Annotated in this window: 15 protein-coding genes; 11 read left to right on the forward strand and 4 right to left on the reverse strand. The window is 47.4% G+C overall.

Translation table 11 applies throughout. The features are described 5' to 3' along the window. The first annotated feature begins 8 nt into the window (after window positions 1-8). The 8 genes from rbsD to H8S11_RS04955 all read left to right on the forward strand — a co-directional run bounded on the left by rbsD (window position 9) and on the right by H8S11_RS04955 (window position 10,138). Window positions 9-443, forward strand: a complete 435-nt coding sequence (rbsD, locus tag H8S11_RS04920; protein WP_147572906.1) for a D-ribose pyranase — start codon at window positions 9-11, stop codon at window positions 441-443. 2,104 nt (window positions 444-2,547) lie between these two features. Then, window positions 2,548-4,776 carry a BglG family transcription antiterminator gene (locus H8S11_RS04925; protein WP_186852392.1) on the forward strand — a complete coding sequence of 743 codons (2,229 nt, stop codon included), beginning with the start codon at window positions 2,548-2,550 and terminating at the stop codon, window positions 4,774-4,776. Beyond that, on the forward strand, window positions 4,763-5,245 hold the full coding sequence (locus H8S11_RS04930; RefSeq protein ID WP_186852393.1) for a PTS sugar transporter subunit IIA: 483 nt from the start codon (window positions 4,763-4,765) through the stop codon (window positions 5,243-5,245). The genes H8S11_RS04925 and H8S11_RS04930 overlap by 14 nt, the downstream gene beginning before the upstream one ends. A gap of 22 nt (window positions 5,246-5,267) precedes the next feature. After that, window positions 5,268-5,576 (forward strand): PTS sugar transporter subunit IIB, encoded by a 309-nt coding sequence (locus tag H8S11_RS04935; RefSeq protein ID WP_186852394.1) that lies wholly within the window; start codon window positions 5,268-5,270, stop codon window positions 5,574-5,576. 63 nt (window positions 5,577-5,639) lie between these two features. Then, window positions 5,640-6,905, forward strand: coding sequence for a PTS galactitol transporter subunit IIC (locus H8S11_RS04940; protein ID WP_186852395.1), 1,266 nt, complete (start codon window positions 5,640-5,642; stop codon window positions 6,903-6,905). 96 nt (window positions 6,906-7,001) lie between these two features. Beyond that, entirely contained in the window at window positions 7,002-7,874 is an 873-nt protein-coding gene (locus tag H8S11_RS04945) for a Cof-type HAD-IIB family hydrolase (RefSeq protein ID WP_186852396.1), read from the forward strand. A gap of 245 nt (window positions 7,875-8,119) precedes the next feature. Further along, entirely contained in the window at window positions 8,120-9,847 is a 1,728-nt protein-coding gene (gene ptsP / locus H8S11_RS04950) for a phosphoenolpyruvate--protein phosphotransferase (RefSeq protein WP_186852397.1), read from the forward strand. Window positions 9,848-9,862: 15 nt separating this feature from the next. Beyond that, window positions 9,863-10,138, forward strand: coding sequence for an HPr family phosphocarrier protein (locus H8S11_RS04955; RefSeq protein ID WP_147572919.1), 276 nt, complete (start codon window positions 9,863-9,865; stop codon window positions 10,136-10,138). 1,156 nt (window positions 10,139-11,294) lie between these two features. Here H8S11_RS04955 and cas2e read toward each other — a convergent pair. From cas2e to H8S11_RS04975, 4 genes are all read right to left on the reverse strand, one after another. Then, window positions 11,295-11,639 carry a type I-E CRISPR-associated endoribonuclease Cas2e gene (cas2e, locus tag H8S11_RS04960; protein WP_186852398.1) on the reverse strand — a complete coding sequence of 115 codons (345 nt, stop codon included), beginning with the start codon at window positions 11,637-11,639 and terminating at the stop codon, window positions 11,295-11,297. Continuing rightward, complete coding sequence (gene cas1e, locus H8S11_RS04965) at window positions 11,636-12,568, reverse strand: type I-E CRISPR-associated endonuclease Cas1e (RefSeq protein WP_186852399.1); 933 nt, start codon at window positions 12,566-12,568, stop codon at window positions 11,636-11,638. The genes cas2e and cas1e overlap by 4 nt, the downstream gene beginning before the upstream one ends. Window positions 12,569-12,931: 363 nt before the next feature. Then, complete coding sequence (locus H8S11_RS04970) at window positions 12,932-13,213, reverse strand: hypothetical protein (protein ID WP_186852400.1); 282 nt, start codon at window positions 13,211-13,213, stop codon at window positions 12,932-12,934. A 1,023-nt stretch (window positions 13,214-14,236) separates the two neighbouring features. Further along, window positions 14,237-15,193, reverse strand: a complete 957-nt coding sequence (locus tag H8S11_RS04975) for a LysR family transcriptional regulator (protein ID WP_186852401.1) — start codon at window positions 15,191-15,193, stop codon at window positions 14,237-14,239. Window positions 15,194-15,514: 321 nt separating this feature from the next. On the opposite strand from H8S11_RS04975, the gene H8S11_RS04980 reads away from it, so the two are divergent. The 3 genes from H8S11_RS04980 (at window position 15,515) to H8S11_RS04990 (ending at window position 17,227) form a co-directional block, all read left to right on the forward strand. Further along, entirely contained in the window at window positions 15,515-15,928 is a 414-nt protein-coding gene (locus H8S11_RS04980; RefSeq protein WP_186852402.1) for a Rossmann-fold NAD(P)-binding domain-containing protein, read from the forward strand. Between the two features lie 17 nt (window positions 15,929-15,945). Next, a complete protein-coding gene (locus H8S11_RS04985) occupies window positions 15,946-16,503 on the forward strand; it encodes a 2-hydroxyacid dehydrogenase (RefSeq protein WP_186852403.1) in 558 nt (185 codons plus the stop codon). Between the two features lie 112 nt (window positions 16,504-16,615). Then, window positions 16,616-17,227 carry an RraA family protein gene (locus H8S11_RS04990; protein ID WP_366460730.1) on the forward strand — a complete coding sequence of 204 codons (612 nt, stop codon included), beginning with the start codon at window positions 16,616-16,618 and terminating at the stop codon, window positions 17,225-17,227. Window positions 17,228-17,248: the final 21 nt, after the last annotated feature.

The following is a 17,248-nucleotide window of genomic DNA, read 5'->3' on the forward strand; positions in this document are numbered from 1 at the left end:
ATTCCATTATGAAAAAGTCCGGAATTTTAAATGCGCAGCTTCTCTCCGAGCTGACAAAGCTGCGTCATGGGGATAAACTACTTATCTGTGACGCTGGCTTTCCAATTCCTGTCGGGGGTAATGTAGTGGATATCTCCTTGGTAGGAGGGATCCCTGATCTTCCACAGACATTGAAAGCAGTTCTCAATGAAATGGTTTTTGAGAGCTACGTTATTATGAACACCTTGGCTGAAAAAAACCCAGAATATTATCAGTTGATAACTCAGCTTTTTCAAGCACAAACACATGTTGAGGTACCAATGGAAGAATTTATTATTTTAGCCCAGGATGTAAAGCTATTCATTCGGACAGGAGAATTGCGGTCCGCCTCTAATCTGATGCTTGCCTCAGCCTCCGGAACACCGCAAGCAGTGGCACTATATGATATATCTATAAAAGAGTAGGCTACTTCTTTTATTTTAGGAGTCTATCTCTTTTCCAAATAGCTATTCATAGGGCTGATATGCATAAACAGAGCCAAGGAAAGGAAGGCCATTCTTAAAGAGTATCTGCAAGGACAGCCTTGCGGATACTCTTTTATGTTTTAACTTCTGACTTTATCCCGATTAACCGAACAGAATTTTCGTTTTCTTTTCCCCGGTGCTGCAATAAATCCTCATTCGAAGGTCAGTCAAACATAATCCGTGTACTGAAAAAGGAATAATTGTCATCAAATATCTTAAAAGAGCAAAACGATGTCCAATATGGAGACTACAGGGCCGATATCCCGTAAATGGATACCAGCCCTGCGTTTCAACTGACCGAATCGTTTATTTGCGAAAAGACGATCCTACCTAGTATTTTGAATACTACCACAACTTATACTAGTTAGGTGCGATTATTCCGTGCCAAAACTTACAGACTTCTCCATAAAATTCCTTAAGGCAACTATACGGCAACGTGTCGTTTACAGTACTCTGGCATAAATCCATGCCGTTCTTCAGAACCAGAATTCCATCGCAAAACCATTTTACATGATTTGGATTTTGGGTGCAAGCAATAATTATTTGTTCTCTTTCTACCAATTGGAGGAGGATTTCATAAACCAACAATTGATTCTGAAAATTCAGTGTCGATGTACGACTTATAGCATACATTTCAGCAATCTATAAATGCGCTGGGGGCTGGGAGATTTCAGTCTCCACAATTTGCTTCGAGCAAATTATTTTATCGCAAATACATAACACATTTTCTTTTGTCAAGATTCTATATCCCAGAATCCGACGGTTTTATACTTTATACTGAAACGAGAGAGGGTTCGACTTACTCAAAATCCATTTTTCACTTCTTACGCCCGCTTCTACAGGAAGAGAAAATTTTCAAGCCCTTGATATATGCCGTTTTCTGGCTTTTTAGGTTTGTCAACTTACCATGTCCTGCGTTAATAAAAAAGAGCCGGCGGTGCTTTTGCGTCGTACAAGTGAGCCTTCCGCGCGGGACGAATTCACTTCATCCCAGCATCTTAAAATTCTCAGGTATCCATAAAAATAACCACACTTATCAGTGTGGTTATTTTTATGGAGGGTAGTTGCAAAAAAGATGCAGGGCCGGCTGGACACTCACGCGGCGGGTGCGGGGTAGAGGCGGTAGATTATTGCATATTCAATGACCAAGGTTTACTCTGTCCCCCAGGCGCCAAGTGTAATTAAAAATCAGGGACACTGATAATCTGTAAGCAACAAACAAAGGGCGGTTTATAATCTCCCCACCGATCAAGTACATAGCCATATGGAAATATCATAGCAGTCTTTCTTTGCTAACACATGAACAAAAGCAGATTTAATAGAGAAAAAATCTCCTTAAATCTGCTTACCGCAATCTGTAGATATACAATTATAGCCAATTTTAAGTTACTATTTTTCTACAATGGCGAAGGTGAAGAAATTCGAACTCTTGCGCCGGAGAAGCCGACCTACTGGATTTCGAATCCGCCCCCTTTAACCACTTGGTTATGCCTCCATATATTGAAAATCAATTGTCCGATCAACAAGCGGCATATTCACTTTTCGAAAAACTGTGAGTATTCTGTTAGCGTTTTGCATTATCCCTTGTAGCACCAATTCTTGGTCTTGCATGGAGTGCTGAATGGGGAACCAAATTTGCGCCCGACAAGCAGGGTGTGAGAAGTAAAAATGAGCGATGTAGAACAGCATATATACGAGGAAAGCCTCTGACATTATCTGGAAATCCCCATACTGGATCTGATGCGGCCGGAGGAAAGCCAGCTGGTCGAACGCTGAGGCCAGATACACGGGGCATATGTGTCCGGATCTAATCAGAGAGCAGCCGTATTCAAAACACCCCTTGGTTCTTCGTTTCCCATACTCGGCGTTATGTCGCCCGCCTTCCGATGTTTTTGTATAGGTCGCATAATATATTAGTGTAAAAATCGTATTTTATTTACCAAATATTCAATTTTTCATTTTCATTTTTACAGAAAATTTATGATGATTATATTGTAGAAATCTGATCGACTGGATTAGAATAGCATCCATAAGGAGCGATTCCATGGAACTAAATCATACCTGCGTTTCTTTATTGAAGATCCTATACAACTGCCAGGACTATGTCCCTATCAACAAACTGGCCGAACAAATGGGAAAAACGGAGCGTTCTGTCCGATATGACCTAGATCTTTTGGACAAATTTTTTCAACAAAATAGTCTTCCTCCGTTAAGCCGCAGATTTGGTGCTGGCATCTATTTAGAGCATACACCAGGACTAGAAGTTCTATTGCAGGGCTTTCTCTCCACAACCACCCCATATCAGTATAAATATAGCACTCAGGAGCGGTGTCTGTATATTAAGATGGCCCTTCTTACCGGCATTGTGCCCTATATCAGTGTGCCGGAACTGGCGAAAAGGCTGATCGTCTCATATCCAACGGTGATCGGTGATCTGGAAGTTGTAGAGCGGCAACTGGAGGCACAAAGCATCTCTCTGGTCCGGCGTGCCCGTGTAGGCCTGCGGGCAGAGGGCGATGAGGAAACTATCCTAGGCGTATGCCTTCAGACGCTCAATAATCACATCTCCCTGGCGGAATTTGATCGGTATTTGTACAGCAAGCCTCTGGAACGAAAGATTTCCACTCTGCTGCTAGAGGACCTGTTCCGCAACCTGGACGTTGATCTTTTTCGAGATATTCCGAAGCATGCGGAAAGTATTCTCAACCGAATTTTCAGCGACGAGGCCTTTGGAAAACTGATTTTTTGCCTTGCCCTGCTGACCCAGCGGGCCCGTAGCGGAACCATTACTCCGATCCGGATTGCCCATGGAAAAGACACCCTGATGATGACGCAGGAGTATAAGGCGGCGGGGATGATGATGGAACTTCTGTCCCAACAGTATGAGGTCAGTTTTCCAGCCGGAGTACAGTACTATCTCACCGCTCAGTTGCTGTGCTCCAAAAGCATCGTTAGCGGACAAGGGCGGCTGGGCCGAGATCAGACGCGATCCAGCCGGCTGGATCGTGTGACCGAGGAAGTGGTAGACAACATTCAACGCCTCTATCAGATCGATTTTGGTCCAACCAGGACAGAGCTGGTGGAGCACCTCAAAGCCCATCTCATCCCTACGATCTACCGCATCCGCTACCACCGGTCCATTGTAAATCCCCTTTATGATGATCTGGTGGCCAAGCACGGGCAATTACTCCGCAATACCGCCGAAGCAGTAAAACCTCTGGAACAGTGCTGTGACGGTCCCATCAGCGACCAGGAGATTTCCTATATTGCCCTGTATTTTTTGGCCGCGATTAACCAGCGAGACCCTCAGGTGATTCGCCCAGCACGGGTCGTCATTGCCTGTGGATCTGGCTATGGCACGGCCCAGGTGGTGGTCTCTCAGATGAGAAGCCTATTCAATGTGGAGATTGCTGACATCCTGTCCGGCCGGGATGTCTGTGAGAAGATCAAACAGGGGTCACTGCACTGTGACTATATCATTAGTACAGTGGATCTACCCCAGCTACCCAACGAGCTTTACATTCGGGTAAACCCCATTTTCACGCGGCAGGACTATCGAAACATCCTGCAATTCATCGACGCACGCCAGGCCAATCACTCCTCAGATCGGTACATGGAATTGACCGAACAGCTTGTGCGGATCGCCCAGGGTCATGGCGCTAACCGGAATATCGAACAGCTCCGGTATGATATTCTCTCCCTCCTGCTCCATGATACTCGGATCCAGAAACCGTCCCCCAAAAAGGACAATATATGGGATCTGAAGGACCTGCTGTTGCCTGGACTAATGCGCATGGATGTGCCCTGCCGAAACTGGCAGGAAGCAGTCTATCAGTCTACCCAGACCTTGGAGCTGGGGGGATATGTGACTGAGGCATACAAACATGCTATTGTTCGCAACCTGCAGGAGTTCGGACCCGCTATGGTGATGTTTCCCGGTGTCCTCATCGCCCATGCCTCCCCGGCAGATGGCTGCAGGAAGCTGGGCTTTGGGTTTATGAGTCTGCGTAGTCCTGTCTCCTTTGGAAATAAGAGCAACGACCCGGTCAAGCTGGTTTTTACCCTGTCCGTTGTGGACAGCTCCTCTCACATGGAAGCTATGATCCAACTATTCAACATGATCTCGGAAAAGCCGGTACGGGAGGCCCTTTTCCGGGCACGTACCAAACAGGATGTGCTTAACATCCTTCAAAAAGAAGAGAAAAATGCCGGTACTCCCATCGGTACAACAGAGGATTTTACGATAGGTGGTGTTGATCATGGAAAAAGCTAGCAGTATGATGCTCCATTCCTCCTGTGTCCAACTGGATGTAGAGGCCCAGGATTGGCAAGATGCCATTCGAAAGGCTTGCCGCCCTTTGATGGGTGAGGGGTTTGTCACAGAGGGCTATGACGAGGATGTAATCGCACGGGAACTGCAGTGGGCCACAGGGCTGCCAACCGAGCCGGTAGGAGTCGCCATTCCGCACTCTCTGACCCCACAGCATGTGATCACGGCGCAGATCGCGGCTTGCCGATTGTCCCAACCGGTAAAATTCGCTCAGAGCGGCGGTACCGCGGATGATGGGAAGGTGGATGTGTCCATCATCTTTGTCCTGGCTCTTAAGGATCCCAAGGAGCAGCTGAGTCTTCTGCAAAAGCTGATGACTACCATTTCCAATGAGGAGACGCTGGCTTCTCTGATGGGAACATCGACTCCCCTGGAATTCAGCAATATATTTAACGGCGCTTCCGCCGAATGAATTGTCGAAAGGAATGATTCTTATGGTCAATCGAAAAGTTCGCATCCTGGTGGCCTGTGGAGCGGCTATCGCCCAGTCTAGTATGCTGCAAATGATGATCTCCAGCTACCTGGACAAGAAAAAAGTGAGCTATGACATTCAGAAGTGCACATTCTACGAATTGCAGAACAAGATCCAGGCCTGGAACCCGGATTTTGTCTATACGGTCGGGCAGCCTCCCTTCCAGATGCGTGAGGGCCTACACCATGATGGGATGAGCATCTTCACTGGAGTAGGCAGAGACAAGACCCTTGCCGAATTGTATGACATGATCCAAAAGCTGGAGGCCTGATCTAACGGCATCCAGGGGAGGAAGAAACAAAAAGAGCAGTGAAAGAATGGAGGGAACAGATCAATGGAAGTCATCCAAAGTTTTATCAATTTTATGCAGAATCTTGGCGCCGCCTGTATGATGCCCATCTTTGTGTTCATCATCGGACTTGTGGTTCGGGTTCCCATCAAACAGTTGTTGAAGGCCTCAGTCACAGTGGGCTGCGGATTCATCGGCACATTTATGGTTATGGACCTGCTGGCCGAGTATATTGGGCCCATTTCCACAGGGCTTGTTGAAAAGTTCAATTTGAGCCTGGATGTCATCGATGTAGGGTGGCCCGTAACCGGTTCCTTTGCCTGGGCCGTGCCCATCGCGCCACTGATCTTTGTCGGCGTGTTTGCACTGAACATCATACTCATTGTCGCCGGCTTCACCCGCACTCTGGATGTGGACATTTGGAACTACTGGGGCTTTATGCTGGCCGGTGCGATGGTGTATTACAGCACCAACAACGTGATTTTTGGCCTGCTGGCGTCGCTGATCACCGCGGCGGTGACATTCCGGCTGGCTGACTACGCAGCCCCTGTTACCCAGCACATCTATCCGGGCATTAGCTTTCCTCACACCTGCTCGATTTTCTGGATGCCTTATGCCAAATTTATGGATAAACTGTATGACCGGATCCCCGGCTTTAACAAGCTCGATGCCGATCCGGAGCACCTAAAGGAGAAAATCGGCTTCTTTGGAGACCCCATGTTCATCGGGCTGATAGTAGGTGCAGTGCTGTCCGTGCTGGCGGGCCAAGGCCCCTCAGAAATTCTAGCCAGCGCATTGAATATTGCCGCGGTTCTCCTTCTTCTGCCCAAAATGGTCTCCCTGTTGATGGAGGGCTTGTCTACCATCGCCCAGTACACACAGACCTGGGCCCAGAATATGAAGTTCCTCAAGGGCAAGGAGCTCTATATTGGGATTGACGGTGGCATTCTTATGGGCCGTCCCAGCGTCATCGTTGTAGGCGTCATTATGATCCCCATCATGCTTGTCTTGGCCGCTGTTGTCCCAGGGAATCGGGTATTGCCTATTGCCGACCTGGCGGTGCTCACCTCTTGGTTCTGCTGGTGCCCCGTGGCCGCCAAGGACAACATTTTCCGCGGAATCGTCAGCGCCATTATCCAGGGGATCGTGATTCTGCTGATTGCCACCGCTATGACCAACATCCATGATATCATGGCCGTCCAGTCCGGCTATGTCTATGCCGAGGGGATTACCCACACCTCCGCGCTGGTCATGGGCCAGGAGCTTCTGCCTGACCTACTATATAAGATCTTCAGCTTCTTCGGTGGCTGAACCAGCTTCACCCTGTACACATTGTCCCCGCCCACACCTCCATGCGGCGGTGTGGGCGGGGGCAAGTCTCATCAATAGAAAAGGAGTCTCCCGTGTATGGATCCAAGTGTGAAACCGGATAAGGTCCCTATAAAAAAGCTGCTGTTTGTCACCGATCTAGATAAGACCCTTTTGGATGACAATGCCCAGGTTCCCCGGGAATGTCTAGAAGCGGCGGCTCAGTTTGTGGAGCAGGGCGGGCTGTTTACCGTAGCCACCGGCCGCCCTACCAGAGGCGCTATGCTGTACCCGGAGCTAATGGAGCTTGTAAATTTGCCCATCATCACCTACAATGGTGGATGTATTTATGATGTAAAGGCGGGACGGGTCCTATGGCGGCAGTTTCTCCCCGAATCTGTCCGACCTTCTCTGTCGGAAGCTTTGGCGCGTTTTCAACAGGTGGGATTTCTCATCTTTCGGGGGGAGGATGATTTTACATGTGCTGTCCGGGAAAACGCTTATACCAGAGAGATATCCTGGAATCGGGAACAATACCAAGCCCCCCTTCTCCCTATAGCCTCGGTTCCGGTTCCCTGGAACAAGATCGTAGCGGCTGGTCCTAAGGATCAGATCGCGCTCTGTGGGGAATTCCTCAAGGCCAATATCCCAGATCCGGTCACCTTGGTGATCAGTGAAGGACAATTTATCGAGCTCAACGGTCCCCGGGTTGGAAAGGGACTTGCACTGCGCCGTCTGGCAGAAATGTTCCATCTCTCCCAGGATAAAGTCGTAGCCATTGGGGACAGCATGAACGATATGGGTATGCTCCAATGGGCTGGTACAGGAGTAGCCGTAGCCAATGGGGAGCCTGAATTAAAGGCGGTCGCCGACCGCCTGGTTTGTTCCAACCAAGAACATGGGGTGAGACAATGTGTAGAGCAGATCCTCCTCCCCATGCTCCATCAGGCCGGCCCGGCTTCTGGCCTGTGATCTGCCGGGGAACCCCTAGACACGATGTCTTTTTCTCTGCCGGGTCTGTATCAAGCGCAAGGATCAGCAGGCTCTGAGATACCCATGGTGGATCATCCATGCTCCGGATCCCTACAGAGTGGATCGGTATGGGATGATTGGCTACCTGCATCAGATAAAGACTTACAGTCAGCTGTGGATCATAGGTATCTCCCAGCCTGTTGGTGATCGATCAGGTTCGTGACATAATACAAGGAGGTGGCAGTATGACATTAAAAGGGACCGCCGTTTCTCCTGGGGTCGTGGTAGGTAAGGTATATCGATATGAACGATTTGTTCCTATATTCTCCTCTGAGTCCCCAGAGAGTACGGCGTCGGAGTTGACCCACTATCTGGAGGCCTGCCGGCTTGCCCGGGAGGAGATGGAGGGATTACGGGAGAGGTTTCAAAACAAGAATGAGCAGGACAAAGCGGATATCCTCTCCGCTCACCTGGAGATCCTGGGAGATGAGACCATCGATGAGGAGCTTCGGGGGTTGATAGAGTCAGGAGACATGAACGGACAGCGAGCAATCCAAACGGTGTATGAACAATATGCTAATATGCTTGAAAAGTTACCCGATCCGACCATCAGGGAACGGGCGGCCGATCTGCGGGACATCGAGATCCGGCTGCTACGTTGCTGGGAGGGTCTTCCAGAGCAGGAGCTTTCAGTTCTCCCGCCGGATACCATCGTGGTGGCCTGGGATTTGGTGCCCTCAGACACAGCCACGCTGGACCGGGATAATGTGCGCGGCATTATTACCGAGGTTGGCGGCACTACCTCACACAGCGCAATTATCGCCCGTAACTATGAGATCCCCGCCGTGTTGGGCGTTACCGGTGCCATATCTCAGTTGCAAGACGGACAACCGATCATCCTGGACGCAGTGGATGGAGTGGTTCTCACTGAGCTCAACGATCAGCTTCTGGAGGTTTACCAGGCCAAGGGAGCGGTGGAGCGGGAACAGCGCACCCACACAAAACTCTTTATTGACCGTGAGCCTGTTACACCGGACGGAGTCCGTATCGAGGTGGAGCTGAATATTGCCGCCGCCGATCCGGATAACCTGGCCGGGGCCAAGTATACCGATGGTGTAGGGCTTTTTCGCACAGAGTTTCTCTATATGGGGCGCAATACGCTCCCCTCGGAAGAGGAGCAGTTTCAGGCCTATCGAAAGGTTCTGATGACCTTTCAGCGCCGTCCCGTGGTCCTGAGGACCATGGACATTGGAGGCGATAAGCCCTTAGAATGCCTGGATATGCCGACGGAAAGCAATCCCTTCCTGGGCAATCGGGCCTTGAGGCTTTGCTTCCGGCATCCGGAGCTTCTACACACACAGCTCCGGGCTGCGCTGCGGGCCTCAGCCTATGGAAATTTGTGGCTCATGTTTCCTATGGTGGCCAGTATGGACGATATTTATATGGCAAAGGCTGCCCTGGAGCAGGTCAAGGCAGAGCTGAAGGCTGAGGGTCATCCCTTCCAGCCTGACTTCAAAACAGGAATCATGGTAGAGATCCCATCCATTGCTATATTGGCTGACCAGGCGGCGGCAGAGGTGGATTTCGCCAGTATTGGAACCAACGATCTGACCCAGTATCTGATGGCGGTAGATCGTGGAAATCCAGCGGTCAGCTCCTATTATCAGCCTTATCATCCGGCTATGTTCCGCCTGATCCGTCATGTGGTTTCTGCCTTTGCAAAGCAAGGCAAGCCGGTCAGTGTATGCGGGGAACTGGGCGGAGATCCACTGGCTGCGGCGGTTCTGATTGGAAGCGGTATCCGCCGACTGTCCATGAATATCTCCTCTGTCGCTTCTGTGAAAGAGATGATCCTTTCCACCGATTTGAAAAAAGCGGCCGCGCTGTCAGATGCCGTGTGTATGATGACCTCAGCTGAGGAAGTCAAGCGTTATCTCAAGAAAACTATATATTCTGAATATTCAGTAGAATGAATGAGGTGATCCGCAATGTATTGTGGCTCTGTTACTGTTCAAAATATTTCTGGACTCCATGCCCGCCCTGCCTCTGAATTTGTGGCTCGGGCGAAAGGCTTCCAGTCTAAGATCTCCATCCGCCGCATGGAGAGCGACAAACCAGTTGGAAACGCCAAATCAATCATCGTTTTGCTCTCCATGGGTATCTGTCAGGGAGAGTCTGTTGAAATCACGGCGGAAGGTCCCGACGAACAGGAGGCTGTGGCTGAACTGACCGCGCTGATTGAAAGCGGCTTTGGCGAGGACTGAAAGTCCAATCACGCTCCACTGGATGTGTGGAGGACATTGGAAAGGAGCTGCATGGACTGTACGCTATCTGGAATTGGAGGAGAGGCCGTCCGCAAACAGGGATCTGTTGCTTGCCGCTCCGGTAACGGTCTATCAATTGAGCGATAAGATTGAAACAGAAAGAAGCACCTGCATGACAGGTGCTTCTTTTCTGCCGTTCGTTAACAAAAAAGATGCAACTTTGCATCTGTTAGGACGTAACAATTTACATGGCTTGTAATTCTTTTTGTTGGTCAACCTCAGGACATCCCACCGAAAGGCCTACTCAAAATCAAAATTATGCGAAACTCTCAACTATTTCTGCCTCATACATAGCATACTCGCTTGAAGAAAATAGATGATTTTGTGGGTTTGTTAAAGTAATAATATTTACTCCGTCATTTTTTGCAGCTATGTCCCTTCCTTGAACTATCTTTCCAAATTAAGTTGCTTTCATAGCAACAATTGGAACATATTTCTTATTATCCAGGAGCTTGTGCACGACCGCCTAGGTCATTTTAGGTTTTCAGGCAGTGAAGGAATGCTTTTTCAAAAAGTATATTAACAATTTTTCCTAAACTGAATCTAGCAGGATGATACCCAAATATTCCGCTAACAGCACCTGACTTTTTTCATGCGCAACAATTTCTTAGTCAATTAAAACATAGCCATGAGGAAGTTTTTTGGCTGCCTCACGCTTTAAAACATAAACAAAAGCAGGTTTAAGAGGGAATGAACTTCCTTAAATCTGCTTGCCAATACTGTAATATCTAATTATAGCCAATTATGAATTTCGATTTTGACGCAGGTTTTGCTGAAATGGTACTACTGGCCAGATTTGAACCGGGGCCTCATCCTTACCAACGCCGATTTGACATTTTCCCAATCTATTTTGCTTATCTTCAGCACTTTCCCATTTAATCAGTATACTTTCCATCACTCTTTGGCCATACCACTTCTGTATATTCCACCTCAGTCTATGGCTGGTTATGTGGTAAGCCGCAACTCACGCATTTGCCCGTTGCAGGTAAAACTCGTTCTCCGCTACTTCTTGACCATCCGGAATAGGAAACAAAGCGAATTCTTTCCCCAAAGGCAGCTCAGGATTTGCAAGGTAACAAACAATGAAGCATGGGATTTATTCATCCAGTAAATTAAGCTTTATGAAAAATCCCGGAAGCTTTTCCTCGTCTTCGTCAATACCGTCCTGATTTGAAACTGTGACCAGTTGACTCCCCTCAAAATCTGTCACACGTCGTTTAGGGTCTCCCCGCATTCGCATTTCAAAGCCCTGCTCTGTCGGAGCGGAAAATGACATGACCGCGCCAGCCGCACGGTCCGTACCGCAAATCCGTTTCCACAACAGCTCTCGGATCCGTACATTCACACGACCAACAAATACTCCTGGTTTCAATTCCAGAAACCACCGTTTGAGCTCTCCACGAACGCTTTCCGGCGCGCCATCCATGACAATGACCGTCATTTCTCTACCTCACTACCCGCATAATTTCTTCCTCCGAATGCTGTGTCCATCTTGTCATCCCAGAGTGTTCCAACCCGCAAACCATTGTCCTGTTCCTCCTCAGTTTCTCCCTGTAGCATCCACGTCAGGTCACGGGCGACGCAGGACAAAATATGGGCGTTGGCAAAATACGTTCTGCATTTCATCCGAACCAGTTTCTTCTGGTCATTTCCAGACGTTAGTTCTCGGACCGCTTCAAAAGCTGCCGGGATCGTGGTTTCTACCTTATAGAAATCTGCCACATCATACACAAAAGAGAGCTGTTTCCTCGTATGGATAAAACCAAGCCCTGGTGAATATCCCAGCGACACCACCGCCGCATGGCACAAACCATACAGCAGTGCGTTGGCCTCAGACAACGCCTGATTGACCGGGTCGGCCCAATCCCAGTCCTCGGCCTTATAGGATCTCTTTTTCCATCGGACCCCTGTCGTTTTCGACACCAGCTCATAGGCTTTTCGAACCCTTATTCCCTCCATGCCGCGCAGCTGCTGGAGGGTCAGGCCATCGGTCTTCATATTGGGAAAGCGAATCTGATACATCCGCTTTGCGATTTCCAAATGCCGCTCCTGATCCATACAGGCCTTGGCCTGGATTAACAGATTTTTGGCACTTCTGGTTTCCCCAACACCAGAGGCATAAAATCGCTCTCCATGCTCCCCACACCAGATGGCCATACATCCGTTCTCGCAAATCGTACGGATTGCCGCATGGGTCACGCTGGTCCCCAGTCCCAGCAAAAGGCAGGTCATTGCCGCAATGGGGATGGGCGTCCTGCCCTCTTTCTGAATGGCAACGATAGCTGTGTCATTTTGCTCAATCACCGCATGTTCTAGGCACAAATAGTTGATACTGTCCCCCAACTCAGGAAGTTCCTGTAAATTTTTCATTCCGTGTTCCTCCTTTTCTCTTTGGAAATTTCCCCACGCACGCGGGGTTTACGGTTATGTTTGTATTCGGCCAGGCCCCGGCAGGCGGTTCATCCCCACACATGCGGGGTTTACGAATCAAACTACGGCCTATAAGGGACTATGCCCCTGATAAGGATATTGAGATGTTATCAAAGCCCATGCTTGGCCCTGCGGACTATCACAGATATAGTCTGTCACAGACTATAATGCAAGGAGGAAAATCGTTCCATTGTATCAAAATTCTGCGTCTGCGTGTTCATTCTGTGCGCTAATAGAATTTAGCGCCATATCTACTGTTTGGTGCGACAGCAAATCTAACATTGCTGTTGCTTTGTATTGGTTTTATCCACCCTTTATGGTATTTGGTGCAGACATAAAAGATGGCATGTTTTTGTTGTGCGCAGTGTTGAAGTTTACACCGTCCATGGTAATCAGTTTACGCCCCTTGCAGAGAAATTCCTCGTTGCCGCTTTCTATATCAGAAAAGCGGCGCAAAACAATCAGTTCCAAGTCGATAGCGGTGCGGCGCTCGGAGAAACTGGATACAGCTATATTTACTGCGTGATAATCGTACAATTCCTTACGTAAAATGTTTCCTCCTATAAGACAAATCATTTTAATCATTGTCACTCTGTCGAGTTTGCTTTTCTTGAGAAATAATTTCTTTTTTCGTTGGTATCGTGCTTCCGGTCCTCAATAGCCTTACGTATGGCGACATCAAACTCTGTCTTTGTTTTGTCAGCGATATTCGTTGTTTTTATCGTTGTTTCTCACATCATGTGTATTTGCCGGATTTCAAATGCAAAAAACGCATGACAAAAATTTCCACTGGCTTGAAAGTCTTTGTCATGCGCTTCTAAGGCACTCATCTACATGTCGGGAGAGCAACACGAATTGTAAAATCAGTTAAAAACGAAAAGTATCGTTAAAATGGACTACTACGGTCAGGTACAGGATAACGTAAGCCCACTAAAGCTGTCAATATGCATAACAATTGTTCAAAATAAGTTTACCAAAACTGAACAGTTCTCTTCCCCACCCGAACAGCATTGCTACAAGCAGGGCTCTTTTTCACATCAATAATCAGCTTGGCAAAAGTTTCGTGCCGCTGAATATAAGGCCATGCTGCTGATTTGTTCTGGACCGGGCACCAACAAATCTGTACATAACGAAGCCGAGCATACACTGGATGTCGTTCACCAGCAGATCTCATTTATGGACTGCTGTCTGAACCAGGCGCTTACACATGAGACGCCCGGGCACCCACTTTCGTCTGAATTTATGAACAATCTTTATGAACGCAGTTCAGGTAGCCACGAAACATTTTTCGGTCATACGGGGAAAACAAAGGTCAAATGTCAAGTCAATTTACCATTGGCGCACATAATTGTGACTATTCTGATGAGGTTACATATCTCGGCACCGCTTCATTTGTTCTTAGCAAAATAAAAAGGGCTCGATACACAAATCGCCAGAGCCAACGTACGGCATAACCAAGACGCAGCCAAAGACGCCATACAGGAAAGGAGATAGTAAAAGCACAGGTTCAGGCCCCTGACCCGTTCTCTGCGCTTTTTTATTTTCTTAATACAGCATTGACTATTTTGAACTCATTTTCTCGGCAATTTTTTGCGTCAACCTATACCATTACCGAAAGGTGTTATTGGAGGCACAGATTTCATTTATTTTGTACGACATAATCTTAAAGAAATCCTGCAATATTTCTGTTTGTGCATAGCACGAAAGAGCAATTGCGGAGAAATCACATGTAAAAATAGGATTGCCGATTACAAAACAGGCAACATTTGAGGGCAAAGGTGAAAGTCGTTCACCTAATTCCGGAATGATTGAAAAAGACTGGTGCGCACTTGTCATATTGATTGCGGTTATAACATTTGTTGTTGTAATGATACCTTTTGGTGAAACCTTGTTGCGTTCGAGCTCTGTGCGGAAATGCTCTTCCATGCTTTGTCCCGGTTTATAGTTTATGACAGTTTCCCCATTTAAGTTTCGAATGTCAAAGTATTGATACCTACCATGAAGTGAGGGTTCTGGTTCGGACAAAGCTTTTCGAACTGCGGGATGTTCTTTATTACCAATAAGCAGATATTTTTCTTTATATATAGGATAGGCGTAGTATTTGCTATCAAGCTTAACTGGCGGAATACAAACGCAACAGTCAATTTCGTCCTTCTCCAAAAGGGCGAAGTAATCTTCTTCAAACCCAAAAATCTCCTTCACTTGAATATCATAGTTTGGCAGTTGCCTCAAAACCAGCGGTAAGAGTTTTGGCAGGAGTAAAGAATATCTCCAGACAGGAATGCCCACCCGCAGACTCTGTGAATTATGAGAGAGCGCAAATAATTCTGCGTTAAGTTTTTTCTCCTCAAGCACCACGTTCTGTGCAAATTTGTAGTATTTTTCCCCTGCTGGGGTGAGGGTTAAAGGCAATGTGCGCGCAAAGAGACGAACCCCTAAATCTGCTTCTAAACATTTGAGATATTTACTTAAGGAGGGCTGCGCAATGAATAATGATTCAGCCGCCTTTGTAATATTTCGGTATTCAGCAATTGTCAAAAAATAGCGAAGCTTTTCGGTTAGCATAGAGATATCCCCTCATAGCAGTTGGTGCAAGCGCAAACTATAGCCGGTAGGCTATGTTTGTATAGAATAACATATCTTTCCGTTTTTTTCAATATATTGCTATAATTAAAGCACAAATAATCATTTGAAATATTTATGAGCTTCTAATATTTTAACCAAACGAACAACAAATTCGAGAGAAAGAATATATAAAGTTCTTTGAGCGCCTGTTTTGACGGCCACGATAGAAAAATACATAACCTTGCAAGGCTAAGAAAGGGATGGAGGCATTCTCCCTAACACCTAAAAGGTAATGGGTTTTCCGCCTCAATATTATTTGCAGTGGATAAAGACTACAGGAGTGTGTCCGCTTCAGAGTTGAATGGGGTACGAAAGGCATATGAATCAGCTGGAATTGAGCTGGAAGCGAAGCATTTTAACAGCGAGGCAGAAATCATTGCAGGGTGTCAGGATGCATTTGCGATTTTAGCGACCGGAAATTCCCCCATCACAAGAGATGTGATGGCACCCTTCTCGCCACTAAAATTTGTTCAACGATGTGGTGTTGGGGTCAATTCCATTGATTTGGATGCTACAACTGAATTAGGAAAGATAATTTTAAATCTACCCGGCTTCTGCACCAACGAACTGGCTAACTTAGTAATAGCCACAATCATGGGTTTAATTCACAACACAACTTGTTACGACCGAGAAATCAGAAAGGGAGCGTGTCCGAATGCCGGGAGATGTAAGTGAGATGACGTTGGGCTTGTATGGATTTCGGTGCAGCTGGACGCCATTTGCATGACATTTTCTACAACGGATTCGGGACAAAGGTGATAGTATCTGATCCATACGCATCAGACTCAGTCAAAAGCATATATCCAAATGTAAAATTTGTTTCGTTCGAAATCCTATTAGAAAGAAGCGACATTATCTTCATTCATGTTCCTCTTTCTCCTGAAACCAACCATCTTTTCAACAAAGAGGCATTCCGTAAGATGAAAAACACCGCAATGGTCATCAATACTGCCTGCATACCAATCATTAATCAAAAAGATCTGGTATGGGCACTGCAGGAAGGTGAGATTCTTTACGCAGGGTTAGATACCGTGGAGAAAAAACCTATTACTCCGAACAATCCGTTGCTTAAGATGGATAATGTCATCCTCAGTCCTCATATCGGATTTTATGGAATCGGTAGCAAAAAAACTCAAATCTGCATGGTCTGTAATCTGAGCCAAACCGTAGTTACTTCCGGTTCTTTTCAGGCTCGTTGTGTCGCAACCCCCTTCGTTTTGGACAAATTTCCTGAGCTAAAGCAGATTTGATTTAGGGTAGATAAATGTTTATGTTTCGGAGGTAAACATTATGAGCATTGGATGCAAGATTATTGCCGATTTCCAACGACCTGACCTCGCACTTGTTAAACGTTTCTGAGGTATGCCTGTGGCCAACATTGATGACAACATGGGCCGTATCGCAGCCATCCACGCCAGCATTCGTCCTTTGAATAAGACCCCGCTGTTGGGTGTAGCCTTTACCGTCAAAGTGCCCGAGGGTGACAACCTCATGTTTCACAAAGCTATGGACATGGCCAAACCCGGGGACGTAATCGTCATCGATGCAGGGGGCCACAGTAACCGTGCTATTTTCGGTGAGCTTATGGCCTATTACTGCAAGGCCCGGGGCGTGGTTGGTCTGGTGGTAGACGGAGCGATCCGCGATTATGATACGTTGAGTCAGATGGATATGCTTATTTACGCCAAGGGTGTCACTCCCAACGGCCCCTATAAGAATGGCCCCGGCGAAATCAATACACCCGTGGTTATCGGCGGCAAGACGGTCCGCCCCGGCGATGTTCTGGTAGGTAATCAAGACGGGCTTGTAGTAATCGACCCCGAAGTCGCAGAGGTCCTGATTTCCATGACACAGGCTACCATTGATAAAGAGGCCAAAATCATGGATGATATTCTTGCTAAGTGCGAATACATCCGGCCCTGGGTGGATGAAAAACTTAAGGAAATTGGTTGCGACATCATCAACCAAGAATAAAAAAGCAAAGACGTCTGGAGG

It is taken from the genome of Flintibacter hominis, from assembly GCF_014287965.1.
Taxonomy (GTDB): Bacteria; Bacillota; Clostridia; order Oscillospirales; family Oscillospiraceae; genus Lawsonibacter; species Lawsonibacter aceti.

Bases quoted from the DNA above. Each gene is read 5' to 3' on its own strand.
- H8S11_RS04945 (WP_186852396.1), top strand. From the start codon at position 7,002: ATGGATCCAAGTGTGAAACCGGATAAGGTCCCTATAAAAAAGCTGCTG.
- H8S11_RS04935 (WP_186852394.1), top strand. From the start codon at position 5,268: ATGGTCAATCGAAAAGTTCGCATCCTGGTGGCCTGTGGAGCGGCTATC.
- H8S11_RS04975 (WP_186852401.1), bottom strand. From the start codon at position 15,193: ATGCTAACCGAAAAGCTTCGCTATTTTTTGACAATTGCTGAATACCGA.
- H8S11_RS04955 (WP_147572919.1), top strand. From the start codon at position 9,863: ATGTATTGTGGCTCTGTTACTGTTCAAAATATTTCTGGACTCCATGCC.
- H8S11_RS04990 (WP_366460730.1), top strand. From the start codon at position 16,616: ATGCCTGTGGCCAACATTGATGACAACATGGGCCGTATCGCAGCCATC.
- H8S11_RS04940 (WP_186852395.1), top strand. From the start codon at position 5,640: ATGGAAGTCATCCAAAGTTTTATCAATTTTATGCAGAATCTTGGCGCC.
- H8S11_RS04970 (WP_186852400.1), bottom strand. From the start codon at position 13,213: ATGATTAAAATGATTTGTCTTATAGGAGGAAACATTTTACGTAAGGAA.
- H8S11_RS04930 (WP_186852393.1), top strand. From the start codon at position 4,763: ATGGAAAAAGCTAGCAGTATGATGCTCCATTCCTCCTGTGTCCAACTG.
- cas2e (WP_186852398.1), bottom strand. From the start codon at position 11,639: ATGACGGTCATTGTCATGGATGGCGCGCCGGAAAGCGTTCGTGGAGAG.
- cas1e (WP_186852399.1), bottom strand. From the start codon at position 12,568: ATGAAAAATTTACAGGAACTTCCTGAGTTGGGGGACAGTATCAACTAT.
- H8S11_RS04925 (WP_186852392.1), top strand. From the start codon at position 2,548: ATGGAACTAAATCATACCTGCGTTTCTTTATTGAAGATCCTATACAAC.
- rbsD (WP_147572906.1), top strand. From the start codon at position 9: ATGAAAAAGTCCGGAATTTTAAATGCGCAGCTTCTCTCCGAGCTGACA.
- H8S11_RS04985 (WP_186852403.1), top strand. From the start codon at position 15,946: ATGGATTTCGGTGCAGCTGGACGCCATTTGCATGACATTTTCTACAAC.
- ptsP (WP_186852397.1), top strand. From the start codon at position 8,120: ATGACATTAAAAGGGACCGCCGTTTCTCCTGGGGTCGTGGTAGGTAAG.